The 26177-nt window shown below is 51.7% G+C and carries 16 protein-coding genes and 1 pseudogene; 14 read left to right on the forward strand and 3 right to left on the reverse strand.

The window, feature by feature from the left end:
- Positions 1-44: 44 nt before the first annotated feature.
- The 8 genes from fmt (at position 45) to ACJJIP_RS20625 (ending at position 9557) form a co-directional block, all read left to right on the forward strand.
- Positions 45-1004, forward strand: a complete 960-nt coding sequence (gene fmt / locus ACJJIP_RS20590; protein WP_444945901.1) for a methionyl-tRNA formyltransferase — start codon at positions 45-47, stop codon at positions 1002-1004.
- Complete coding sequence (gene rsmB / locus ACJJIP_RS20595; protein WP_020413856.1) at positions 1001-2308, forward strand: 16S rRNA (cytosine(967)-C(5))-methyltransferase RsmB; 1308 nt, start codon at positions 1001-1003, stop codon at positions 2306-2308. Before fmt ends, rsmB begins: the two co-directional genes overlap by 4 nt.
- A 30-nt stretch (positions 2309-2338) precedes the next feature.
- Entirely contained in the window at positions 2339-3724 is a 1386-nt protein-coding gene (gene trkA, locus ACJJIP_RS20600; protein ID WP_020413857.1) for a Trk system potassium transporter TrkA, read from the forward strand.
- Positions 3725-3809: 85 nt separating this feature from the next.
- The gene (locus ACJJIP_RS20605) at positions 3810-5261 is read left to right on the forward strand and encodes a TrkH family potassium uptake protein (RefSeq protein ID WP_020413858.1); all 1452 of its coding nucleotides are present in this window, start codon (positions 3810-3812) and stop codon (positions 5259-5261) included.
- Between the two features lie 98 nt (positions 5262-5359).
- Complete coding sequence (locus ACJJIP_RS20610) at positions 5360-6394, forward strand: efflux RND transporter periplasmic adaptor subunit (RefSeq protein ID WP_444945902.1); 1035 nt, start codon at positions 5360-5362, stop codon at positions 6392-6394.
- 48 nt (positions 6395-6442) lie between these two features.
- The gene (locus tag ACJJIP_RS20615) at positions 6443-7138 is read left to right on the forward strand and encodes an ABC transporter ATP-binding protein (RefSeq protein ID WP_020413860.1); all 696 of its coding nucleotides are present in this window, start codon (positions 6443-6445) and stop codon (positions 7136-7138) included.
- Positions 7135-8295 (forward strand): ABC transporter permease, encoded by a 1161-nt coding sequence (locus tag ACJJIP_RS20620; protein ID WP_444945903.1) that lies wholly within the window; start codon positions 7135-7137, stop codon positions 8293-8295. Before ACJJIP_RS20615 ends, ACJJIP_RS20620 begins: the two co-directional genes overlap by 4 nt.
- 74 nt (positions 8296-8369) lie before the next feature.
- Positions 8370-9557, forward strand: a complete 1188-nt coding sequence (locus ACJJIP_RS20625; RefSeq protein ID WP_020413862.1) for an ABC transporter permease — start codon at positions 8370-8372, stop codon at positions 9555-9557.
- Positions 9558-9601: 44 nt separating this feature from the next.
- Here the strand turns inward: ACJJIP_RS20625 and ACJJIP_RS20630 are convergent, their stop codons facing one another.
- A complete protein-coding gene (locus tag ACJJIP_RS20630) occupies positions 9602-10489 on the reverse strand; it encodes a lysophospholipid acyltransferase family protein (RefSeq protein WP_020413863.1) in 888 nt (295 codons plus the stop codon).
- 159 nt (positions 10490-10648) lie between these two features.
- Here ACJJIP_RS20630 and glyQ point away from each other — a divergent pair, with 159 nt between their 5' ends.
- The 5 genes from glyQ (at position 10649) to ACJJIP_RS20655 (ending at position 21678) form a co-directional block, all read left to right on the forward strand.
- Positions 10649-11605, forward strand: coding sequence for a glycine--tRNA ligase subunit alpha (glyQ, locus tag ACJJIP_RS20635; protein WP_020413864.1), 957 nt, complete (start codon positions 10649-10651; stop codon positions 11603-11605).
- A complete protein-coding gene (gene glyS, locus ACJJIP_RS20640; RefSeq protein ID WP_444945904.1) occupies positions 11605-13686 on the forward strand; it encodes a glycine--tRNA ligase subunit beta in 2082 nt (693 codons plus the stop codon). Before glyQ ends, glyS begins: the two co-directional genes overlap by 1 nt.
- A 55-nt stretch (positions 13687-13741) precedes the next feature.
- The gene (gene gmhB, locus ACJJIP_RS20645) at positions 13742-14290 is read left to right on the forward strand and encodes a D-glycero-beta-D-manno-heptose 1,7-bisphosphate 7-phosphatase (protein ID WP_020413866.1); all 549 of its coding nucleotides are present in this window, start codon (positions 13742-13744) and stop codon (positions 14288-14290) included.
- Positions 14291-15136: 846 nt separating this feature from the next.
- Complete coding sequence (locus tag ACJJIP_RS20650; RefSeq protein ID WP_444945905.1) at positions 15137-18118, forward strand: S8 family serine peptidase; 2982 nt, start codon at positions 15137-15139, stop codon at positions 18116-18118.
- A gap of 578 nt (positions 18119-18696) precedes the next feature.
- On the forward strand, positions 18697-21678 hold the full coding sequence (locus ACJJIP_RS20655) for a S8 family serine peptidase (protein ID WP_444945906.1): 2982 nt from the start codon (positions 18697-18699) through the stop codon (positions 21676-21678).
- Positions 21679-21751: 73 nt separating this feature from the next.
- Here ACJJIP_RS20655 and ACJJIP_RS20660 read toward each other — a convergent pair.
- Together ACJJIP_RS20660 and ACJJIP_RS20665 are read right to left on the reverse strand one after the other, a co-directional pair.
- Positions 21752-23026, reverse strand: a pseudogene (locus ACJJIP_RS20660) (serine hydrolase domain-containing protein).
- Between the two features lie 529 nt (positions 23027-23555).
- A complete protein-coding gene (locus ACJJIP_RS20665; protein WP_020413870.1) occupies positions 23556-24542 on the reverse strand; it encodes a GlxA family transcriptional regulator in 987 nt (328 codons plus the stop codon).
- Positions 24543-24938: 396 nt separating this feature from the next.
- Here ACJJIP_RS20665 and ACJJIP_RS20670 point away from each other — a divergent pair, with 396 nt between their 5' ends.
- Complete coding sequence (locus tag ACJJIP_RS20670) at positions 24939-26123, forward strand: class I SAM-dependent rRNA methyltransferase (RefSeq protein ID WP_020413871.1); 1185 nt, start codon at positions 24939-24941, stop codon at positions 26121-26123.
- Positions 26124-26177 lie beyond the last annotated feature (54 nt).

Here is a 26177-nt window from a genome sequence, read left to right on the forward strand (position 1 = left end):
GCATATCCGGCGCCAGCTATTTCCTCCGATTTGAGAATCAGCCAGTGAATATCATTTTTGCCGGCACGCCGGACTTTGCCGCCGTGCATCTGCAAGCGCTACTAGATAGTGAGCACAATGTCATTGCCGTATACACCCAACCGGACAGGCCGGCGGGTCGGGGCAAGAAGCTGCTGTCCAGCCCGGTCAAGCAATTAGCCCTTTCCTACGATATTCCGGTGTACCAACCACCGAACCTGCGCGACAAAGATGCCCAGGCCGAACTTGCATCTTTACGCGCAGATATAATGGTGGTGGTGGCCTATGGCCTGATTCTTCCCCAGGCGGTTCTGGATACCCCCCGTTTGGGCTGTGTCAATGTACACGCTTCTTTATTGCCACGTTGGCGCGGTGCCGCGCCCATACAGCGCGCGGTAGAAGCTGGGGACCTCAAGAGTGGCGTGGCCATTATGCAAATGGAGGCTGGCCTTGATACAGGGCCGGTTATAGTGGAACGCCGTTGTGCCATTGAACAGGATGAGACTGGCGGAAGTCTGCACGACAAGTTGGCAGAGCTCGGCGGTCCTGCCCTGATTGAAGCCCTGACAAAAATGGCTTCCGGCACAGCCAAGCCAGAAATCCAGGATGAAAACCAGGCCAACTACGCTAATAAAATTTCCAAGGAAGAGGCACGTCTAGATTGGCGGCGATCCGCAGAGGAGCTGCAACGACAGATCCGCGCCTTTAACCCCTTCCCGGTTTCCTGGACTACCTACCTCGATAAAAAAGGCGAGCAGCGGTTACGTATTTACAGTGCCGCACTAGAGCGCGGCTGTCACGATCAGGTACCCGGCACTGTCCTCGCCAGCGATGATGAAGGTATCCTGGTTGCCTGTGGCCGCGAGGCCCTGCGCCTACAACTCCTGCAACTGCCTGGCAAAAAGGCCCTACCGGCAGCAGAAATCCTGAAAGGCTATCGAGAGCAGTTCGCCCCAGGCACGCTGCTGGGTGAAACAATACGATGAGTAGAGATGTACGCGCCGAAGCCGCTCGAATTATCGCCGCCCTACTGGAAGAGCAGGGTTCGCTGGCACGCCTGTTACCAAAGGCCGAAGACAAGGTAGAGGAGCGCGACCGCGCACTCCTACGCGAACTCTGTTACGGCAGCGCCCGCTACGCACCGCGACTGCAATTAATCGCGGCCAAGCTGCTGCGCAGGAAGCCCGGAGACACCCTGGTCAGCGCTTTGATTCTGTTGGGCCTATATCAACTCGAATACACTCGTATTCCCGATCATGCGGCTATTTCAGCTACGGTAAACGCCGCGCGCAGTCTGGGCTTGGATCGAGCTACCGGGGTGATTAACGGCGTATTGCGCAATGCACTACGCAACAGCGAACAACTACAGCGCAAACTATCCGGCAACCCCCAATTCAGCTCCATACACCCTGCATGGCTACAACAACGTATCAAAGCCGCTTGGCCAGATCGGGCATCAGGAATTTTCCGTGCCAACAACGCCAACCCTCCTATGACCCTGAGGGTAAATACGTGCAAAATTTCCCGTGCGGATTATTTGCAGCAGCTTGCTGAAACCGGCCTATCCGCAGAACCCTGCCCGGTATCACCAGTTGGTATCACCCTGGTTGAGCCGGTATCGGTGGGCGCTTTGCCGGGCTTCACAGAAGGGCTGGTTAGCGTGCAGGATGAATCTGCTCAATTGGCGGCGCTACTGCTCAATCCTCTACCTGGCGAGAAGGTGCTTGACGCCTGTGCGGCACCGGGCGGCAAAAGTTGCCACCTGCTGGAACAACAGCCCACTATTGAGCTAAGCGCACTGGATATCGAGGAAAATCGCCTTGATCGTGTGCGGGAGAACCTCGACCGCTGTGGACTGAGTGCGCAGTTAATCTGTGCTGATGCGAGCGCACCAGAGGCCTGGTGGGATGGGCAGCAATTTGATCGTATCCTGCTCGACGCCCCCTGCTCCGCCACTGGTGTGATCCGCCGCAACCCAGATATCAAATTATTACGACGCGATGAGGATATTGCCGAACTGGCTCGGCTGCAGGGTGAGATATTACGCTCCAGCTGGGGTCTGCTGAAACCCGGTGGCAGCCTGGTTTATGCTACCTGCTCAGTACTACCAACGGAAAATAGTGAAGTTGTCGCGGCTTTCATTGCGGAGACTGTAGATGCGAGCGACAATACTCCTGAACTGCTAAACGGCAAGTCCTGGGGAGAAAAGCAGCCTGTGGGGATACAGCTTCTGCCCCAGAACAGTGGCGGCGACGGTTTCTACTACGCTCTGCTGAGCAAAGCCGAATAACAGCGGCGCGGGCCGCGAGTCTCATCCGATATGAAAATTGTCATTCTCGGCGCCGGCCAGGTGGGCGGCTCACTGGCGGAGGCCCTGGCCTCAGAACGCAACGATATTGTCCTGGTGGACAGCGACGAGAAAACCTTGCGCGAGCTTCGTGATCGTATCGATATCGGCGTGGTTATCGGCCACGCCTCTCATCCTGACGTACTGATGGATGCAGGTATTGAAGATGCCGATATCCTGGTGGCAGTGACCAACAACGATGAAACCAATATGGCGGCCTGCCAGATTGCACACTCACTGTTTCGCGTACCCACTAAAATTGCACGGGTTCGCGCCTCTTCCTACCTGCGTCACCCAGAGCTGTTCGATAACCAGGCCATTCCTATTGATGTCCTGATTAGTCCGGAGCAACTGGTATCAGAATATATTGCACGCTTGATGGAACACCCCGGCGCACTGCAGGTACTGGACTTCGCCGATGGCCGAGTACAGCTTGTTACGGTATTAGCGGTACAGGGCGGCCCTCTGGTGGGGCACCAATTGCGCTACCTGCGCGAACATATGCCGAAGGTGGATACCCGGGTGGCGGCCATCTACCGCCGCAACCGTCCCATAATTCCTCAGGGTGACACAGTTATCGAAGCCGGTGACGAAGTATTCTTTATCGCTGCGCGCGCTGATATTCGTGCAGTAATGAGCGAATTGCGCCGTCTGGAGCACGGCTACAAACGCGTAGTCATTGCCGGTGGCGGCAATATCGGCCTGCGTCTCGCCACCAAGCTGGAAAACCGCTATTCAGTCAAGATTATTGAGCAGAGCCACGAGCGCTGTATCTTTCTGTCCGAAGAGCTTTCCCACACCATTATTTTGCACGGTAGTGCCTCTGACCAGGAACTGTTGCTGGAGGAAAATATCGAGGATACGGATGTGTTCCTCGCCCTCACCAATGATGACGAAGCTAACATCATGTCATCACTACTGGCTAAACGGCTCGGCGCGCGCAAGGTAATGACCCTCATCAATAACCGTGCTTATGTTGACCTGGTACAAGGTGGTGAGATCGATATTGCTATTTCACCACAGCAAAATACGATCGGTAGCCTGCTTACCCATGTGCGTCGTGGTGACATGGTTAATGTCCACTCCCTGCGCCGCGGTGCAGCTGAAGCCATTGAGGTTGTCGCCCATGGTGATGAACGCACCTCTAAGGTGGTTGGTAAAAAAATCGAGGACATCGACCTTCCCGATGGCGCTTCTATCGGAGCCATTGTGCGTGAGACAGAAAATGGCAGTGAAGTTTTGATGGCCCATGATGATGTGATTGTGCAAAGTGACGATCATGTAATTGTGTTTCTGGTAGATCGCCGCCAGACACGCCATGTGGAACAACTGTTCCAGGTGGGTTTCGGCTTTTTCTAAAGCCAGAATTCGATTTATAACTCCGGCGATCACTACTCCTTTCGTCCACATAAAGAAACTACAGATAACAGGCTAATAGGCGCCAATGCGAATAGCGGTAATTGCGCGAGTTTTTGGAATTCTACTGACGGTGTTCAGCCTGACACTGCTGCCGCCTATCGTGGTGTCCCTATGGTATAGCGACGACACCCACAGTGCCTTTATTGCCGCTTTTGCTATTACCCTGATTACCGGTCTGTTTATGTGGCTACCTGTGCATGACCTGCGCCAGGATCTACGTACACGGGATGGCTTTGTGGTGACTTCGCTATTTTGGCTGATCCTTGGTAGTTTTGGTTCCCTGCCCTTCATTATCAGCCCACAGCCAGACCTGAGTATTACCGATTCGATTTTCGAATCGATTTCCGGACTGACAACCACTGGTGCCACGGTAATTACCGGCCTGGACACTCTGCCTCCAGCAATCCTTTACTACCGCCAGCAATTGCAGTGGTTTGGTGGCATCGGCGTAATTGTTATTGCGCTGGCTATCCTGCCCATGCTCGGTATTGGTGGCATGCAGTTATACAAAGCGGAAATTCCCGGACCGGTGAAAGACACCAAATTAACACCGCGTATCGCCGAAACGGCGCGAGCGTTGATCGTGATTTATGTAATCCTCACTATCCTGTGTGGTATCGGTTACTGGTGGGCCGGCATGACCGTTTTCGACGCCGTTGGCCATGCCTTTTCAACCGTAGCCAACGGCGGCTTTTCCACCCATGATGCCAGTATGGGCTTTTACGCCCACAACCGCGCGATCATGGTGATCTGTATCATTTTCATGTTTACCGCAGCGATCAACTTCGGCTTGCACTTTTACGCCTTTCGTAACAAAACCATTAAGCACTACTGGCGCGACTCCGAATTTCGCTTTTACGTGATGCTTATTTTGGGCGCCGGCTTGCTGATCAGTTGCTACCTGTGGATATTGAATATTTTCTCGCCCGGAAACAGCCTGCTACACGGCTTTTTCCAGGTGGTCTCAATCAGTACTACTGCGGGTTTTGCCTCTGAAAACTTCTCAGCCTGGCCGGTATTTCTTCCCTATGCGTTGCTACTCCTAGGGATTCTCGGCGCCTGTGCCGGCTCCACCTCTGGTGGTATCAAGGCCGTGCGCGGCATGTTGATCATGAAATCCGGCATGCGCGAGCTAAACCGCCTGGTACATGCCAATGCGGTGATCCCCATTAAGATCAACCGCAAAATCGTACCCGACCGCGTAACCGATGCCGTGTGGGGTTTCTTTGCCGTCTATGTGCTGTCGTTTTTTATTCTCTCAATTATTGTGATCGCCACCGGCGAGGATTTTGTTACCTCAGTGACCACCGTAGCCTCCTGCCTCAGTAATATCGGACCCGCGCTCGGGGATGCGGCCTCCCATTATGGCTCCGTCAATGAGGTGGCGAAGTGGTTCCTGATCCTCGCCATGTTGATGGGCCGCCTGGAAATTTTCACCTTGCTGGTACTACTGACTCCGGCTTTCTGGCGCCATTAAAACTGCCCCGTCTCCTTGGACGCTTGACGCATAGCAATATTTTTTAGTTTCTGCCAAAGTTATCTTCTACAGGAAGTAACGAATAAGAACATGGCTGTATGAGCAGAAACACCAGTGAGTTGCTCGGTCAGTTAAAAATTGACCGGGATGCGGCTCAAGAAATACCTTCATCACCGCGGAAAACCCTTTTGGCGGCCTCTATTGGCACCATTGCCGGCCTGGTAATAGGATTTGCCGCTGGTAACTTACTGACGGAAGAGCAGCCCCCTGAGTCACCAGTGCAAGCTCGACCAGAAAACTCCACTGCATCAGCACCTACACACAATTCCTCCGCAAGGATGGAAACCGTCCTCAATGCGTCCGGCTACATTACAGCACGGCGCATGGCCACAGTATCTGCAGAAGTGATGGGCCTGATCAGCAGTGTGGATGTCGAGGAGGGAATGCAAGTCAGTGAGGGCCAGGTGCTGGCACGTCTCGATGATGTAAAAGCACGGGTCAGCTTGGATTTTGCCTTAGCCCAGATAGAGGTGCTGCAAGCCCAGGAAGCCAGTATCAGCGCCAAACTAAAAGAAGCCGAACGACAGTATCAGCGCTTTGCGGGACTGCGCGATAAGAACTATTCGAGCAAAGCGCAGCTTACCCAGAGCCAGGCAAGTGCGGAGGGCCTCAGGGCCGACTTAAGAAGTGCCCGAGCCAACATTGAGGTCGCTAAACTCGAAGCCGAACGTCAGCGCGAACGGCTGGAAGATCACACTATTCGCGCCCCCTTCACCGGGATCGTCACACAAAAAAATGCGCAGCCTGGTGAAATTGTCGCCCCCAGCTCTGCTGGCGGTGGCTTCACCCGCACAGGCATCTGTACCATCGTGGACATGAACTCACTGGAGATCGAAGTAGACGTTAATGAAGCATTTATCGGCCGCGTATCTACTGGACAGCGGGTAAATGCCAATCTGGACGCCTACCCGGAATGGAATATTCCAGCAACAGTAATTGCCATTATTCCAACCGCCGATCGCGCCAAGGCCACTGTGCGGGTACGTATTGGTATTGATGACAAAGACCCTCGTATCCTGCCGGATATGGGTGTCAAAGTTGGGTTCCTGGCCGGGGAGGAATTGGCTATCTAGCGGCACAGGCGACATCACCATTCATTTTATATTAAGAGGGATTTTTAGATGTCAGAAGATGTGTTGTTTCAATTAAAGAACGTCAGTAAAAATTTTGTCAAAGGCAAAGAGAAAATTTCTATCTTTGACGACCTCAACATGACCATAGATCGGGGGGATTTTGTCGCTATCATGGGGCCATCCGGCTCAGGTAAAACCACTCTGCTAAACATGTTAGGCGGTGTTGATCAACCCAGTGGTGGCGAGGTCTGGTTTGACGGTACACGTATTGATTCTCTTAGCGAAGGTGCCCTGACTCGCTGGAGAGCGGAAAATATTGGTTTTATTTTCCAGTTCTACAATTTAATGCCAATGCTGAATGCGCAGCGCAATGTGGAGCTGCCACTAATGCTGACCAAGCTATCTAAAGCGCAACGACGTAAAAATGTGGAAACAGCACTCGCTCTTGTGGGGTTGAGCGATCGCGCCAAACACATGTCTAGCGAGATGTCCGGTGGTCAACAGCAACGAGTGGCCATCGCCCGCGCAATTGTCTCCGATCCCAAACTGATATTGTGTGACGAACCCACAGGAGATCTGGACCGTGCTACTGCCGATGAAATCCTGGAAATGTTGCAGTTGCTAAATCGCGACCATGGAAAAACTATCGTCATGGTCACCCACGACCCCGCTGCAGCCAAATACGCCAAACGCACCCTGCATCTCGATAAAGGGCAATTTGTGCAGAGGGAAATAGTGGCATGAACGAATTTTATTTAATTTATAAAAACATGACGAGAAAGCCTCTACGGCTTTTCCTCACATGTTTTGCCATATTTATTGCCTTTCTGATTTTTGGCGCGGTTACCAGTTTAAAAACCGCACTAAATTCCAGTGTGGAACTTTCTGCAGACAATCGTTTAGTGGTTTTTAATCGTATAAATTTTACCAAGTCACTACCCATTGCGTACTACCAAAAAGTTGCCGCAGTAGAGGGGGTAAAGGACGTTACCCATCTTAATTGGTTTGGCGGCTATTACCAGGAACCGGCAAGACAAGTAGTCTCTATGGCAGTGGAACCAGAATCTTACCTAAGGGTTTACAAGGAAGTTGTTGTTCCCGAAGACCAAAAGAGGGCCTGGTTCAACAATCGTCAGGGCGTTTTAGTCGGTGAAAAACTCGCGCAAATTTATGGTTGGAAAATTGGTGATCAGATTCCAATTTCCTCCAATATTTTCACCCATAAAGACGGTGGCTACACCTGGGAGTTTGTAGTATCCGGAATTTTTAAAGGGGATACTGAACAATACGATACACGTCAGATGCTTTTCCACTATAAGTATTTTATGGAAACCCAAACATTTGGTGGTGACTGGATCGGCTGGATGGCCCTTACCACTGAAGATTCTTCCCTCAATGAAAAAGTGGCGAAAACTATTGATGATACTTTTGCCAACTCTCAAAATGAAACGGATACCAGCACTGAAAAGGCCTTTAATAAGGCTTTTATTGAACAAATCGGAAATATTGGACTGATCATTTTCTCAGTTGTATTTACCGCTTTCTTCACCATTCTGGTTGTGGTCGGCAACACCATGGCACTGGCTATTCGCGAACGCACCGGGGAGATTGCTGTGTTGAAAACTTTAGGTTTTTCCAGTAGCAGAATTTTCCGTATGGTGCTTTCGGAATCCATGCTGGTCGCGCTGGTCGGTGGACTCTCGGGTCTTGCCGCAGCCTGGTTGCTGGTCGAGGGTGTTAAAACTTTCCTTGCCAGGTTTCTACCCAACCTGATTCTGGACGGAAATATCGCCCTGCAAGCGCTGGTATTTATGCTTTTACTAGGGTTAATTACCGGGTTACTGCCAGCATTTAATGCTCTGCGCCTAAACATCGTCACGGCATTTAACCGTCAACAATAAATCAGCTGATACTCGGCTTCGCTGTCTTTTCTTTTTTACGAATCGCAGCAAAACTCCTATATGGAGGGAAAATAATGGGTTCTCTTATTGCACAAATAGTCTCAGTGACCCTCATGAATCTTGGCAGCCTGCGCCGGCGCCTGTGGATGTCTTTAGCCATGGTACTGGCCTCGGCAGTTGTAGTAGCCATATTGCTGGCATTTCTCGCCATGGCCAAAGGCTTTGAGGAGACCATGCGCGGAGCTGGCTCAAGCCAGATCGCTATCCTTATGCGGGAGGGCTCATCAACCGAGCTCAATTCAGTAATCTTGCAGGATCAGGTCAATCTTATCGGGGAATCAGCTGGAGTAGCCCGCGATGCCAATGGTCCACTGGTTTCACCAGAGCTCTATGTGATTGTCGATGGTATTAAGAAATCCAGTGGTACCGAGGCGAATATTCCTTTGCGCGGACTCAACAAGACCGGCATGGATATGCGCACGAATATGCAATTGGTAGAGGGACGCATGTTTACTCCTGGAACCAACGAGATGGTTGTGGGAGCAGGCGTGCTGCGGGAGTTCAATGGCTTCGAAATAGGAAAGGAAGTACGTTTTGGCAAGAACCTGTGGAAAGTCGTTGGTGTTTTTTCCACAGGAGGTAATATTTTTGAGAGCGAACTCTGGGCGGACATAAAAACTATTCAGAGCCACTACAATCGCGGAAATAGCTACCAGTCAATCCGAACAAAGCTGCAAAATGACAGCGACATAAAGCCATTGCAGGATAGTATTGAGCGAGAGCCTCGCTTAAATCTGGAAGTGCAGACAGAGCAGGAGTACTTTGCCAGCCAGGGCAAACAACTGCAGTACATAGCCACTTTCGGTTGGATTATCAGCGCGGTAATGGCTCTCGGTGCCCTCGCCGGGGCCCTTAATACCATGTATACATCTGTTGCAGATCGCGCAAAGGAAATTGCCACACTACGCGCTTTGGGTTTTAGCAACTTTTCAGCTTTTTGCGGCACCATCGCCGAGGCCATGGTACTGGCAGTAACGGGTGGACTTCTGGGCTCACTAGCTGCATTTGTCTTCTTCGATGGGCTGAATACCTCAACCTTGGGTGGTAGCTTCACTCAAGTGGTATTCAGCTTTGAGATGTCGCCGGACCTGTTCCTGCAGGGCGCTATACTGGCTCTGGCGATCGGCTTTGTCAGCGGCTTTTTCCCTGCTTGGCGCGCAGCGCGTATGCCAGTGATAGTGGCATTTCGTCACGCTGCCTGAAACCAGTCCGACAATCACTTAGATAGGGCTGCCACACGGCAGCGCTATCTATTCTTGCGATAAATTTTGCTTTTGCCTTCCGGTTGCTTGCGGAAGCGCTTGTACTCCCACTGGTACTGTTCCGGTGCCTGGGCGATACAAGCCTCAACACCACGGTTCATCGCCGCCAGGGAGACCTTCTGCTCTTCACTGTAAATTGCGTTCTCGGCGGGCAAAAACACCAATTCAAAACCCCCTTCCACACGCTTGCCAAAACCGAATACCACGTGGCATTTAGTGCGTTGCAGTAGATTGTGAGCCAGTGTCATGGTCAATGCCGGCCGCCCAAAGAAAGGGGCAAAATCCCCACCCATATCGGGCTCCTGGTCCGGCAATACCATCGCGACATGACCGGCTTTCAAGCATTTGAGCAGGGAGCGCACACCATGGATATTGGTGGGTACCATTTGTGCGCCGGTCTTCTCGCGGCCACCGCGAATCACCGGGTCCAATTCAGCAATTTTGGGCGGTTGGTACAATGCCATAGACGGCCCCATAGCCGCCAGGTACATACCAAAAATTTCCCAGTTGCCTGTGTGCGGCATTAATACCAGGGTGCCGCGACCACCCTCTTCTCCTAAAGACAACAAGTGTTGATTGCGTACCGACACTATGGTCTTTTCATTGACCGCCCAGGGATGGTGCCAAATACTCGCCATCTCGAATCCAGTGACAGCGGTATTAACCACACTTTCCCGGGCCAGCTTCTCCCGCTGCTTAGGGTTCATCGCCGGGTAACACTGCGCCAGATTAATTCTACTCAGGCGCAGACCTTCGGTACGCAACAACACCGCCGTCTTACCAGCCAAGCGCCCTAGGCACCTCGACCAGGACAGCGGTAATCTGCCAATCAGTTTCAGTGCACCTGCAGCCAGGTGCCCCTTAATATCCAATGCAACAACTTCCTATACAAAAATACCGCCGTTTGGCGGCCCTAAAGCCAAGTATGGCGGTTCAAACCATCAGCGTGGTCACAACGCTTTAAGCGCAGCAGCCGCTACCGCTATAATTGCGTCCCTTTGCCCACAGCAGATACTGATCCGGAGATAGCGGTGTCCAAGCAATACGATCTCAGTACCTTTCAGGGACTCATTTTTGCCCTGCAGGATTATTGGGCGCGCCAAGGGTGCGTCATTCTACAGCCTCTGGATATGGAAGTGGGCGCCGGCACCTTTCATCCGGCGACCTTCCTGCGCGCCATAGGTCCGGAAAACTGGAATGCGGCTTATGTACAGCCCTGCCGCCGCCCCACCGATGGCCGCTATGGAGAGAACCCCAACCGCCTTCAGCACTATTACCAATACCAGGTAGTAATGAAGCCGTCCCCGGACAATATTCAGGAATTGTACCTCGACAGCCTGCGCGCCATGGGCGTGGACCCGGCTATTCACGATATTCGCTTCGTAGAAGACAACTGGGAATCCCCAACCCTGGGTGCCTGGGGCCTCGGCTGGGAAGTCTGGCTGAACGGTATGGAAGTCACCCAGTTTACCTACTTTCAGCAGGTCGGTGGCCTCGAGTGCTACCCGGTTACCGGCGAGATCACCTATGGTCTGGAGCGTATCGCCATGTACCTGCAGGGTGTCGAGTCCATCTACGATCTGGTCTGGACCCGCAACCCGGATGGCAGCCCCGTCACCTATGGCGACGTTTTCCACCAGAATGAAGTGGAGATGTCCCACTACAACTTTGAACACGCCGATGTGGAATTCCTGTTCGCTACCTTCGATCATTGCGAACGCGAGAGCACGCGCCTGATCGAGCTGGGCCTGCCACTACCCGCTTACGAGCAAGTCATGAAGGCCTCCCACGCCTTCAACCTGCTGGATGCGCGCCACGCCATCTCAGTGACCGAGCGCCAGCGCTATATCCTGCGTGTACGCACCCTGGCCCGCGCCGTGGCACAGGCTTACTACGATGCGCGCCGCGCCTTAGGCTTCCCCCTGGCAGATGAAGCACTGCGGGCAGATATTTTGGTGGAAGACATCGAGCAAGAGGAGAAGCAGTAATGGCTCAGGATTTTCTGGTAGAGCTGGGCACTGAAGAGCTGCCACCAAAAGCGTTACACAAATTAATGAGCGCTTTCGCCGATGGTATTACCCAGGGCCTCAAAGGCGCCGAGTTGTCTTTTGGTGAAGTTAAAGCCTACGCAGCCCCCCGCCGCCTGGCAGTAGCGGTGTTTGGCTTGGCAGACAAACAGCAGGACAAGCAAATTGAAAAGCTGGGCCCGGCCGTCAAAGCCGCCTTCGATAAAGAGGGTAAGCCCAGTAAAGCCGCTGAGGGTTTCGCCCGCAGCAATGGCGTAACCATTGAAGAACTCGGGCGCAAAGAGACCGACAAAGGCGAGCGCCTGGCCTTTATCAGCGAGCAAAAAGGCGCTGAAACCGAATCCCTGTTAGCGGGCATTGTCGAGAAGGCATTGGCTCAACTGCCAATTCCCAAGCGTATGCGCTGGGGTGCGCGCCGCGAGGAGTTCGTGCGCCCGGTACACTGGCTCGTTATGCTGTTTGGCAACAAGGTAGTAAACGGTGAAGTACTCGGCTTAAAAGCCGGTAACATCAGCCGTGGTCATCGCTTCCACTGCAATCGGGAGCTGGAGATCCACTCCGCCCACGACTATGGACAGGTTCTGCGCGAACCCGGCTACGTCATGGCGGACTTCGCCGAACGCCGCGAAGCCATTCGTGCCCAGGTGATTGCCGAAGCCAACAACGTCAATGGTGAAGCGGTCATCGACGACGATCTGCTCGACGAAGTGACTGCACTGGTGGAATGGCCTGTCGCCCTTACTGGCCGCTTCGAAGAGCGCTTCCTGGAAGTGCCCGCCGAGGCCCTGATCTCCTCCATGAAGGAGCACCAGAAGTATTTCCACGTGGTGGATGAAGACGGCCAATTGCTGCCTTTCTTTATCACCGTGTCCAATATCGAGAGTCAGGATGCCGCCCAGGTTATCCACGGCAACGAGCGGGTAATCCGCCCACGCCTGGCAGATGCCGCCTTCTTCTTCGAAACTGACAAGAAAACCAGCCTGGAATCACGCCGCGAAAAACTGCGCCAGATCGTTTTCCAGCAGCATTTGGGTAGCGTCTACGACAAAACCGAGCGGGTCTCCGCTTTGGCCCGCACTATCGCCGAGAAAACCGGTAGTAACGGCGACTGGGCCGAGCGCGCCGGCCGCCTGTGTAAGTCAGACCTGGTTACCGAGATGGTGTTCGAGTTTGCCGATATGCAGGGCATCGCCGGTTACTACTACGCCGAAAATGATGGCGAGCCGTTGGATGTAGCCAAGGCCATGTACGAGCAGTACATGCCCAAGTTTGCCGGTGACGAGCTGCCCGTCAGCGACACCGGTACTGTAATCGCCCTGGCAGACCGACTCGATACCTTGGTGGGTATCTTTGGCATTGGCCAGCCTCCCAGCGGCTCCCGCGACCCCTTCGCCCTGCGCCGCGCCAGCCTGGGCATTATCCGCATTCTCGTAGAGAAGCGCCTCGATCTGGACCTGCGCGAGTTACTGGAACTAGCCCGTGACAACTATCCGCGCACCGCCCTGGGTGAATACGACAAGGTGGTAGAGCAGACTCTGCAATATGTACTTGAGCGCTTCCGCGCCCGCTACGAGGATCAGGGCATTGCCGCCGAGGTCTTTATGTCGGTTGCCGCGCGAAAATTGTCACGACCGCTGGATATCGACAATCGTGTGCATGCGGTCAACGCCTTCAGCCAGCTGCCGGAGTCCGGTGCCCTCGCAGCAGCGAACAAGCGCGTCTCCAATATTCTCGCAAAACTGGATGGCGCCGTGCCCAGCAATGTCGATGAAGCCCTACTGCAGGAGGAAGCGGAGAGGGCCCTATTCGCCGCCGTACAGGTTGCCCGCACAGAAGTTGAACCGCTGTATAGCGATGCACTCTTCGCCGAAGGCCTCGCCGGTCTGGCCGGGCTGCGTGAAACCGTGGACAACTTCTTCGACCATGTGATGGTGATGAGCGACGACGAGCAACTGCGCAACAACCGCTTGGCGCTGCTGGCCCAGCTGCGTGCACTGTTCCTCGAAGTTGCCGATATTTCCCTGCTGGTTCCTGCCAAGTAATGACTTGCTGAGGCGGGGCATTAAGCCCCGCCTCGCAGATTAGGGAGATACGAATATGGCAATTATCATTCTCGGCCGCGACGGGGTGATCAACGAAAATCCAGATAAATTCGTCAAATCCGCCGACGAATGGCAACCCTTGCCCGGCAGTATTGAGGCGCTGGCAGCGCTCAGTCAGGCCGGCCATCAACTGGTAGTTGCCACTAATCAAAGCGGCTTGGCACTGGGCCAATTTGATCTGGATGATCTAGAGGCGATGCATTCCAAAATGCGTACTCTGGTAGAGGATGCCAGCGGTGAGATCGCCGCGATTTTCTACTGTCCCCACAGCCCTGAAGATAACTGTCGTTGCCGCAAACCCCTGACGGGCCTGCTTGATGCAATCGAAGCGGAATTCGATACCAGCCTGCACGGTTGCTATCTGATTGGCGACAAGCTGGCGGATTTACAGTTGGCGCTGGAAAAAGGCTGCCAACCAGTACTGGTACAATCCGGCGAAGGTATACTCACTCTTCAACAGTTGGTGGAAAAGCCGGACCCTAGACTGGCTGATACTAAAGTTTTCAGGGACCTAAAACAGTTCAGTCAATTTGTGCTGGTTTAAATGTGTCGCTATCTATGAGCTTTGCCTAACTATAAGCTTTCCCCAGCCGCTTTTGTAAACACTAGTTTTTCGTAAGCTGGGTGCTAACCACATCACAGTCCTACAACGAGCCAATATACCGTATTTGTCGAAGATTTCGCTTAGTATAAGGCTCCAAACTATTTACTTTGGACCTCACCGGTAAAGAGGGTAATACCCAACCTACCGCCCCTCTATCTCGGGCTCAAATTAACAATCTGGGCACAGTAACCTTGACTGCAAGGACCCCGCCCCCTACACCCGTACTCTGAGCATCTTGGCGACAGCGAACAGGTTTTTTTAGGCCGAGGTTATGGCAGATACACAAAAGAAAATAATTCTCTTCGCTGAGAAGGGATCAGAATTATACTTTTAGCAACCAGTTCACATGGCATGCAAAGCGTGTAGCAATTTCCTGTGAGATAACAGCTGCCGTGTTAGTAAATTTAATGTTGCTTCCTATTTTTAGGAGTGAATTTTAAATACAACATTGTTGCTAATTATTTATTATAAAAATTAGAGTTATTTACTGGACCTTAATACCTTTACTGTCTTTCTATCACACCACTTCGCATTTAAATATAGTTGGAGTACTAAATTCAGAACCTCCGCATTGAATTACACGCCATTTTCCTTTAAAAGCTGATAGCAGGACGGGTATTTCTCTTCTGGTTTTTTAAATATTCAGCAGATCAGAAATGGACGTAGTTTGAAAGAGCAACTTCCACCACCTCAATTTAAAAAAATATTTTTTAAATTAAGCAGCTGAAGAAAATTTTTTATTCAAAAAAAGATCCTTCCTGATAGAAAAATAAAACGGTAATTACAATGAAAAGAAAAATTATTTCTTCGCTTCTTGCGGGAATGTTGGCCTCAGCTGGCAGCTTCGCTGATGCCCCTAGCGATACACCCTCTCCCAATCTGGAAAAACGAAAAAAAGTTTTTATTGTTCAGCTGGATGGAGAGCCTCTATCTGCATACCGTGGCACTATTCCAGGCCTCTCTGCTACTAAGCCGGCCCTAAAGCGCAAACTGGATCCGCGTAGTAGCAGTTACCGCCACTACGCCAATTTCTTGAAAACACGTCGCCAACGGGTACTCTCCGCAGTTCCCAGGGCCCGCAAAGTACATGAGTATGAAGCAGCCTTTAATGGATTTGCCGCAGTAATGAGTGAGAGAGAAGCTGAGGCTCTGCGCGCTCATAAAGATGTAAAGGGTGTTTGGGAAGATGAGTTGCTCAAGATGCACACAGATTCCACTGCGGACTTTCTCGGATTGACCCAAATACCCAGTCCCTGGCTCTGGGGCATCACCGGTGAAGATATTGTTATTGGTGTAATTGACTCAGGGATTCACCCCGAGCATCCAAGTCTTGCCGATACACCAACGCCACGTCGGGGCAATCGAGGAGTTGATATTCCCTACGGGCCAATTCCAGAATCCTTCACCGGCGAAGGCTGTGACTTTGGTAATACCGAATTCAACCCGGGCGATGCTGCCTTTACCTGTAATAATAAATTGATCAAGGCCAAAGCCTTCAACACCTCCTTCCTTACCAACAACACTCTGGCAGACTATGAGTTTATGTCCGCCCGAGATGCTGATGGGCACGGCACTCATACTGCCACCACCGCCGGCGGTAACTATGGGGTAGCAACTCCAGATGGCCAAACCCTCACCGGTATGGCTCCCAGAGCACGAATTGCTGCATATAAAGTTTGCTGGGACGCATCAGATCCAGACAGAAGCGGCTGTTACTCATCTGATTCTATGGCGGCCATTGACGAGGCTGTCGCTGATGGAGTCGACGTAATCAATTTCTCTGTGGGTGGAGAAAGCACGGTATTTACTCGTGGTCGTGATATGTCCTTCCTGTTTGCCGCCGATGCAGGCGTCTTTGTTGCAACCTCCGCAGGCAATGACGGCCCCGGCCCGCGTACCATGGGTACGCCCTCCGGCGTTCCCTGGATCACTGCAGTAGCAGCATCTGAGGACGACCAAAGCTTCGCAACTGTACTCCAAGTCGATGCACCCAAGGCTATTGCTGGTACCTATGAACTGATGGAAGGTGGAGGACCTGTCTCCCTCGAGGATAGCGGCCTTTTGTCAGGACCTATCGTTGTAAGCGAGCCCCTGGAAGCCTGTTCCGCGCTGGACAACCCCGAAGCAATGGAAGGCAAAATTGCTCTGGTAAAACGCGGCAGCTGCTCCTTCACAAGTAAATACAACAATGTCGCTGATGCGGGTGCCGTGGCTATCGTAGTGTACAACGATGGGGCTGACGATGGCCGTATGGATCCACTCTCGATGTCTGCTCCGGATACCACTATTCCAGGTGTCATGATCCGCTACAAAGACGGCGAGCTTATTGCCGCTACCTCTGGCGTTAGCGGAATTCTTGATCCAGAACAACAGGTATCCCGTGAGGATCGAATTGCTGAATTCTCCTCCCGCGGCCATAACGTTGGTGCACCGGATATTATTAAACCGGATATCGCAGCACCGGGGGTCGGTATCCTCGCAGGTACCTCACCAGTATTGAGCGGTGGTAGCCTATTTGAATCATTAAACGGTACCTCCATGGCCAGCCCTCATGTAGCCGGTATTATGGCTCTCCTTAAGCAAGCCCGGCCTGAATGGTCCCCAGCAATGGCCAAGTCCGCACTGATGACCACTGCACGCACCGATCTGCTGAAGTCCTTCGGTCCTGAAGCCGCAGACCCGTTTGATTTTGGTGCTGGCGCAATCGTACCTTCCGCAGCTTTCCGCCCCGGTCTAGTCTACGATGCAGGGCTTAATGATTATTTGGCATTTCTATGTGGTGCCGAGTTCCAGGAGCAGATTCTCGAGCCTGCAACCTGTGAGGAATTGGTATCCATGGACTACTCCCTGGACTCCAGCGACCTCAATCTGCCGTCAATCGGCATAGGTGAATTAGTCGGGACCCAGACAGTGAAACGCCGAGTGACCAGCGTGGCCCCAGGAAAGAGATGGTACTGGGCATCGGTAAATGCACCAGAAGGTATTGAAGTGGATGTCCACCCAAAAATCCTACGCCTCAGGGAAGGAGAGAGCGCAGAATTCAAGGTTACTTTTAGTGCCACTGACACTGCCTCTATAAACAAGTGGGTCTTCGGCGATTTAACTTGGAAATCCGTAGGTGCCCGCCAGGAAGTACGCAGCCCAATCGCTGTGCGACCTGTCCCCCTATCTACTTCCGAACTAGTGAATGTACAGGGTACTGATGGTGCCCATGACTTGGGAATGGTGTTTGGCTATAGCGGCAACTTCCAAGTCAGCATAAGCGGCTTGGCTGAGGCTGAGACAGTAGCCAGCAGTATTGAAGACCAAGCTAGTCAAGTGATTTATTTCGATATCCCAGAGGGTACCAAGATGGCACGTATAGCCCTCTTTGATACGGATGTTGGTGACGGTAGCGGCAGCGACGATCTTGATATAACAGTTTACGGTCCCGGCCCTAATGGTCCAGAAGTAGGCGACAGCACATCTTCGACTTCTAACGAGTCTGTCAATATGCTGAATCCTACCCCAGGTCAATATGAAGTGCATGTGGTGGACTATTCCTCCGCCGCGGGCCCCACGCCATTTACCCTGTTCAACTTCAATCTAAGCGGCGACAACGGCAATACTCAGTTGACAGCTCCCTCCCAGGCACAAGTGGGCAGCAATGATAACGTCAAACTAGAGTGGATGGGTCTTGCATCTGGTACCCGCGCTCTGGGAATCCTTAGCTACGGCAACGGAGAACAGGTTTTTGCTGAGACCGAGGTTATGGTTAACACTCAATAATTCTCTTCGCTGAGAAGCGGTAAGAATTATGCTTTTAGGAGCCGGTCAAAGCCTTGTGCTTTGGTCGGTTTTTTATTGACACGAAAGCTATCCACCCCACCTGGTCAATAAAAACACCGGTGATATTCATAATACAAAGAGATCAACCATTCCCCCGTGCCAGATGAATACAGCAGCATTCTATAATTTATCTGAGTTCTCTAAACTTCTTTTAAAAACTGAATTTAAAAAGAACCGGTACCATAGACAGGTTTAGCTCGCTCAAATATTAAAGAGTCCAACAGGCATAAATGACTTAACTGTATTTATTTCTCATCCTTTTGTGTTCAAATTTGAGTGAAGTATTAAATTCAGTGTTCACTCATTGAGTTACGCGACATATTCCTTTAAAAGCATATAGCTGGGCGGTTCTGTCCATCTTGGCTTGGGGGAATACCATCAAACCAAAAGTGCACACTGCTTGGAGGCAATACTTTGCAGTACCGCATATAACAAAATATATTTTGTTTATACCTGCGGATAGTCCCTACTTCATGCTAAATCCCGCCTGCCACTAAAAATAAAAACGGGACACATCGATGAAAAGAAAAATAATTTTCACGCTTCTGGCAGGGATACTGGCCTCGGCCAGTAGCTTTGCAGAAACACCCAAACACACACTCGTACCCAGCCTGGAAAAACAAAGGAAAGTGTTTATCGTCCAGTTGGACGGCGAGCCACTTTCTTCCTATAGCGGAACCATTCCAGGACTATCTGCCACCAAATCGGAGGTGCGTCACAAGCTGGACCCTCGCAGCAGCAGTTATCGTCATTACGCCAACTTCCTTAAAAACCGCCGCGAGCGAGTGCTCTCATCTATTCCAGACGCGCGTAGGGTGCATGAGTACGAAGCCGCCTTTAACGGCTTCGCAGCAGTGATGAGCGAGAAGGAAGCTGAAGCGCTTCGTAGCCACAAAGATGTGAAGGGTGTTTGGGAGGACCGCCTGCTTAAGATGCACACGGATTCCACCGCGGACTTTCTCGGCCTGACCCGTTTCCCCAGCCCCTGGCTGTGGGGTATCACTGGTGAGGATGTGATAGTAGGTGTCATTGATTCTGGTATCCACCCTGAGCACCCAAGTCTCGCCGATATCCCGACCCCGCGTCAGGGGAATCGTGGCAGAAATATTGCCTATGGACCCGTACCTGCATCCTTTATCGGCGAGGGTTGTGAATTTGGCAATACCGAATTCAATCCGGAAGACGTCGCCTTTACCTGTAACAACAAGCTGATTAAGGCCAAATCGTTCTCCGATGCCTTCCTCACAAATAATACCCTAGCCGATTATGAGTTCCTGTCTGCGCGCGATGCAGACGGACACGGTACTCACACTGCTACCACTGCCGCCGGTAACTACGGCGTAGTGACACCGGAAGGTGAGACCCTTACCGGCATGGCACCGCGTGCCCGGGTTGCGGCGTACAAAGTCTGCTGGGATGCGCCAGACCCCGATGACAGTGGCTGCTCATCAGCAGACTCCATGGCGGCCATTGACGAGGCCGTAGCCGATGGCGTCGACGTGATCAATTACTCGGTGGGCGGCTCCAGTACCGTTTTCACTGGCGCGGACGATATCGCTTTCCTGTTCGCTGCTGACGCCGGCGTATTTGTCGCCACTTCTGCTGGCAACAGCGGACCTGCTCCGGAGACCATGGGAACTCCCTCCGGCGTACCCTGGATCACCGCGGTAGCAGCCGCAGAAGATGACCAGAGTTTTGGCACAGCCCTGCAAGTAAACGCACCAGAAGCTGTCTCCGGCACTTACGATGCCCGTGAAGGGGGTGGCCCGGTAACTATGGAGGACACCGGTCTGCTGTCTGCTGCCCTGGTTGCCGGTGCTCCACTGGAAGCGTGTTCCCAACTCACTAACCCCGAGGAGATGGCAGGGAAAATTGCCCTGGTAAAACGTGGCGGCTGCTCCTTCACAGAGAAGTACAATAATGCGGCCGATGCCGGCGCTGTAGCAATTGTCGTATACAACGACGGCACCGCCGTGGATCGTATGGATCCAATCGTAATGTCAGCCCCCGATACCACAATTCCCGGAGTGATGATTCGCTATGCCGACGGCGCCATGCTGGTCGAAAATACCGGGGCCGCTGGCATTCTGGATCCAGAGTTGAAAATATCTCGCGAAGACCGCATCGCCAGTTTCTCCTCTCGGGGCCACAACGTCGGCGCGCCGGATATTATCAAGCCGGATGTGGCCGCGCCGGGCGTTGGCATCCTCGCAGGTACCTCTCCAGTATTGAGCGGTGGCAGCCTGTTTGGTACCAAGAGTGGCACCTCCATGGCCAGCCCCCATGTTGCCGGTATTATGGCTCTACTGAAGCAGGCTCACCCTGACTGGAGCCCGGCAATGGCCAAGTCTGCCCTGATGAGCACAGCGCGAACTGACCTGCTGAAGTCCTTCGGACCCGAAGCTGCAGATCCATTTGATATTGGGGCCGGTGCAATTGTACCTGCCGCCGCCTTCCGCCCTGGGTTAGTCTACGATGCCGGTTTCAACGACTACCTGGCATTTCTATGTGGTGCGGAAAACCAACCGGAGGTTATCGAAGAAACTACCTGTACTGAGCTTGTCTCTCAGGGCTACTCACTGGATTCCAGTGACCTGAACCTGCCATCTATCGGCATCGGTGATCTGGTCGGTACCCAGACCATCAAGCGACGTGTTACCAGTGTTGGTCGCGGCCAGAAGTGGTATTGGGCCTCAGTAAACACTCCTGAGGGTGTAGAGGTTAGCGTTAATCCAAAAGTCCTGCGCCTGGGCGAAGGAGAAAGTGCCGAATTCCAGGTTACTTTCACGGTTACCGAAGAAGCGGCTATGAACGAGTGGGCGTTTGGTGATCTTACCTGGAAATCTGTTGGTATACGCCAGGACGTACGCAGCCCCATTGCCGTACGCCCGGTGCCGTTATCCACATCCCAGCTGGTCACAGCTGAAGGTACTGATGGTGCCTTAGACCTGGGCGTGGCATTCGGTTACAGCGGTGACTATCAAGTCGGTATTCAAGGCCTGGCTGAAGGTGTAGCTTTCCCCGGCAGCGTTGAAGATGGAGATAACCAGCTGATTTTCTTCGATATTCCTGAAGGCACCGAGCTTGCCCGCGTAGCTCTGTTTGATGCTGACGTAGGTGATGGGAGTGGCAGCGATGATCTGGACCTGCAAGTCTATGGCCCCGGCCCCGACTTCCCAGAAGTGGGCACCAGCGGCTCACCGACTTCCGCTGAATCTGTCGATTTGGTCAATCCCGCCGCAGGTCAGTATGCGGTATTCGTAGTGGACTACGCCTCTGCAGAGGGCCCCACGCCATTTACCCTGTTTAACTTCAACCTGAGTGGTGACAGTGGCAACACCCAGCTCACAGCTCCGTCTCAGGCACAAATGAACAGCAATGGCGATATCAAGCTAGAGTGGATAGGTCTCGCCCCCGGTACCCGAGCCCTGGGTATCCTCAGCCACGGTAACGGTGAACAGGTATTTGCCGAAACCGAGATCATGGTGAACACCCAGTAAAAATGAATTCTCATTAATAATGGGCATTCATTTTTTAGAAACTGGCCGAAGCATAAAACCTCGGCCAGTTTTTTTATTTACAAACCAGTTTTTCTTGTTGTCGAATAAATGCCGCAGCGATATCCATAGAAACATTACCGAAATCCCAGAAAACTTTTGTTTTGCGATTAATATTCACCGCGATCGATAGTTTGTATTCCGGTATTATCATTAACCAACTCTGGCTGCCTCGACTGACGCCGCCATGATTGACAACACGCAAAAAACCCACCTCAGAAATTTCCATTTCTCGAACACGCCAACCCAAAGCGTAGTTTTGCTCATTCACATCTCCATTCGCAAGCTTTTGTGGCGTCCAAAATATTTCCCTGGTTTCAGGGCTTAAGTAGCGATCGTCGAGATAGAGGGCGCCGAGTTTAACCAAATCACTTGGCGTAGAAATAAAACCACCTCCTGGCAATCGATGGCTTAAATCCACCGGACGCTACTCGCGTAGACGAAGCTCCTCTCCACTTAAACCATTACTTTTATAAAAGCGAGCAATATTACGAGTCGGATCTCCATTTACCGGTGATGCCTCTGTATTTTTCATTGAGGCGGGTCTAAAAACCTCCCTACTCATCACTTCCAGATAATTTTGCCCCTCGGCTTCAGCCAAGACTGCACCCAAAAGAACGGTACCGAAACTACTGTAGTAGAACTCTGTCCCTGGCTTGTAAAGCAATTCACTATCATCAAAAACCCCCAAGGCTTGGTACATACTTTCGTAATGACTACGCAGTGCTAGAGTTTTATATAAACCGAGCCAGTCAGAATTATTCTTATATTGTGGCAAACCTGACATATGTGCGGCCAACTGACGCGGCGTTATATCCGCCCATCCCGAGTTCGGCATCACTTCAAAATAATTTGCGATTGATTTATCAAGATCAACTCTCCCATTCTGTACCAACCTTGCGAGAGCCGTTCCAGTCAAAGCCTTGGAGGTGCTGCCGATACGAAAACGAGTCTCAGTGGAGACTGGTATTTGCCTTGCTAAATCCACCCATCCGGATGCACCAGCCCAGACCACCTCGCCGCAGGCTGAAACTGCCGCAGAAATAGCCGGAGCACCAATTTTCTCGCGGTGTTTTTCGATTACGGTTAGGGAATATTCTGCGGCGGATTTATATTCATCGTTATAAAGTACCTGTGTCGACGGTGCCTTATCAGGTAAGGCTCGCCAGCCAAAAGGGCTTAGTGGCAGGGAGTCAAGTGACCATGCATAAAATTGATAAACAGGCCATAGTAGGTAACCAACGCATAACAGAATAGCGAGACTGCCCAGCAGGAATTTTTTATGACTCATCAGCTTATTCCAAAATTCACAAGGATGGGCTGTAACAGTTGTAGTAAAACTCTCCAAGCCCGGTTCTCTCAATGTTATATTGCCACCCGTATATCAAGAGACTCAGTTACGACCAATTCTGACATTGCAAAGACCACATACCTTGGGACAGGGGGCTGGTACTATTTAGTAAACTTTCACTCTTTTTAACTGACACTAGCCGCTTTTTACCTTTGCTATCTTTTATCTGAAAATCACATACATACTCTATCCTAAGTACTATTCATCAATAGTTCCAAAATGAGTAGATTAAGTAGCATCTTGATAAAGTAAAAACAGTATGATTTACAAAAATATCTTTTTTATTAGGTTAGGATATATCTATTTTTACTTTCTATATTTTTTAAATTTTTTATGTTTATCCAGGATAAGTTAATCATTGCGCATTAAAGTACAGGTATTTTTAATTATTATAAAAAAATTATATGGTTCATAATAAAAATTTACTTTGTCACAACCGCTAAAATATTTAATCCGTAAAATTTGGCTCTTAATGAAAGCGGCGGCGGAATTCACTTGGAAGAATTCCCTTGTGCCTGCGGAATGTTCGTCTCAACTGCTCTTGGGATTGGAAGCCACACAGACAAGCCACCCTTTCCTGAGACAAGTTTTGCTCTGAGAGCAACTGACAGGCCTTCTCCACCCGGATACTCTCAATAAAGCGTGCCGGAGTTACGCCCAATTCTCGAGAAAAACATCGAGCAAAATTACGTGGACTCATGGCGGACTCCTGTGCAAGCCTCTCTACGGTAAGTGGCTCCTTTAAATTCTGGTAAATCCATTCCACCAACCCGGCAAATCGATCACTTTGCAGCTGATTCATCAGGTGGGTGCTGTACTGCTGTTGCCCGCCATCGCGTTTCAAGTAGAGCACCATCATTCTCGCAATCGACAATGCCAGGCTACGGCCGTGGTCCTCCTCGACCAGTGCCAACGCAAGATCGATACCTGCTGTAACCCCCGCAGAGGTGTAGAGATTACCATCTCGTATATAAATGGCATCGGGGTCCACTTCTATGTCGGCATACTCTTGTAGTGCTGCCACATTTGCCCAGTGGGTAGTAGCTCGATGACCATTCAACAAGCCTGCTTTGGCCAGTATCAAGGCTCCGGTACAAATGGAGCCGAGTCGTTCCACCTGTGTCTCCTGATCGATCAGCCACTGAATAAACTCGACATTGCTGCCCAAAATATCATAACTTTTCGGTGGCCCACCGCTGAGCAACAGGGTGTGGATATCCTCGACTTCCCTGAAGCCATAATCTGCATAGAGCTTTACTCCAGAAGCCGTGACTATAGGCCCAGCACTGTCAGCCAAAATTTGGGTATCGTAGAAGTCAGAGGTATAGCGCCCCTCTGCACGGAGTTGATGATTGGCCAGAGAGAAGACTTCCAGGGGGCCGGTAACATCGAGACTCGAAGCTCCGGGATAGATAACCATGGAGACTTTTAGAGAATGGTCCTTTGGGAATTTCATTGCAGGAGTGTTCCACAATACCAATTAGGCAAAAATGACATATTGGTGGGGAATTCTGCCGTCTAATTGATAATTTACCAATCATTTATCTGCATTAGATATCCAAACGGCTCTTAGCCTGCCTGGCGCCCGTATTACCATACGCCAGGGGAGCGTCCAATGTAAGTGGTCACAGACTCATTTTTTAAGCTCTTTTAGCTCCCCCTGTTTCTTCTTGCCATGTTCCCGAAAATTATCCACATCACCATGATTTCTTGAGTCCTCGCGTAGCGTTTGTGGATAATTTTTCCTTACTAACAATTAGCAGGGTACTTCTCCATACGGACTATCACTTGACCTAAAGGGCTAGCCAAGCAAAATTGCCACCAATTTTGTTCAACCCCAGGGAGATTCTCTTTGCTGGAATTAATATTGAATCGCGGTGCTGAGCGCCGCTTGAAACGTGGCCACCTGTGGATCTACAGCAATGAAGTGGACACCAAGCGATCTCCACTTAAGGGAATCGAACCCGGCAGTCTGTGCCAGGTTCTCGACAGTCAAGGGAAGCTTCTCGGCACGGCTTTTATAAACCCAAGTCAGCTCATTTGTGGACGTCTCGTTACTAAAAAATCCAGTTTCGATGATTCCGATATTAGTGAGCGCCTACTATCTTCTTTGAGCCTACGCCAACGCTACTTTGAGCATCCGAGTTACCGGTTGGTGTATGGGGATTCAGATGGTCTGCCAGGTCTGGTTGTGGATAGGTTTGGTGATTACTTGGCTGTTCAGGTGAGCAACTGGGGAATGGAACACTTCCAGCAGCAGATTGTGGATAAGTTAATTGAGTTAGTCCAACCAAGAGGCATATTGCTACGCAACGATCACCAGGGGCGCGCCGTAGAAGGAATGCCACCGGTCAAAGAAGTTGTTTTCGGAGAGGTTCCCGAGATGGTTCCTTTTGAGGAGAATGGCGTCCCCTTACTTGCACCGATACATGCGGGACAGAAAACGGGTTGGTTCTACGATCACCGCGAGAATCGCAGGTTGCTCAACCGCTGGGTTAAGGGAAAGCGGGTATTGGATCTCTTTTCCTACGCCGGCGGTTGGGGAATTCAGGCCCTGGCCAGCGGTGCTGCCAGCACAACTTGTGTGGATGCCTCACAACAGGCCCTGGACTGGTGTCAGGTCAACGCAGATCACAATGGACTTGTGGATAAGCTCAACACTGTCCATGGCAAAGCCTTGGACGTGCTCAAAGCTATGGTTGCTGCTGGGGAAAAATTCGATGTCATCGTGCTGGACCCTCCAGCCTTCATAAAGAGACGCAAGGATCACAAGGCCGGGCTGTCAGCCTATCGCCATATCAACGAGTTGGCCATGCGGCTACTTGGCGAAGATGGACTGTTAGTAAGTGCTTCCTGTTCCATGCACCTGCAATCAGACGAGTTACTGGACTGTGTCCGTGGCGCCGCACATCGGCTGGGGAGACGTGCACGCATCCTCGCCAGTGGTGGCCAAGGCGCAGACCATCCGGTACACCCGGCAATCCCCGAAACGAGCTATCTCAAAGCCCATTTTGCGCACTTGGGTGGGGACCGCTAGTAGGCTATTACTCACACCTCCCAATAAAAAACCCCGGTTCTAGCCGGGGTTTCC

The organism is Microbulbifer variabilis (assembly GCF_052467165.1).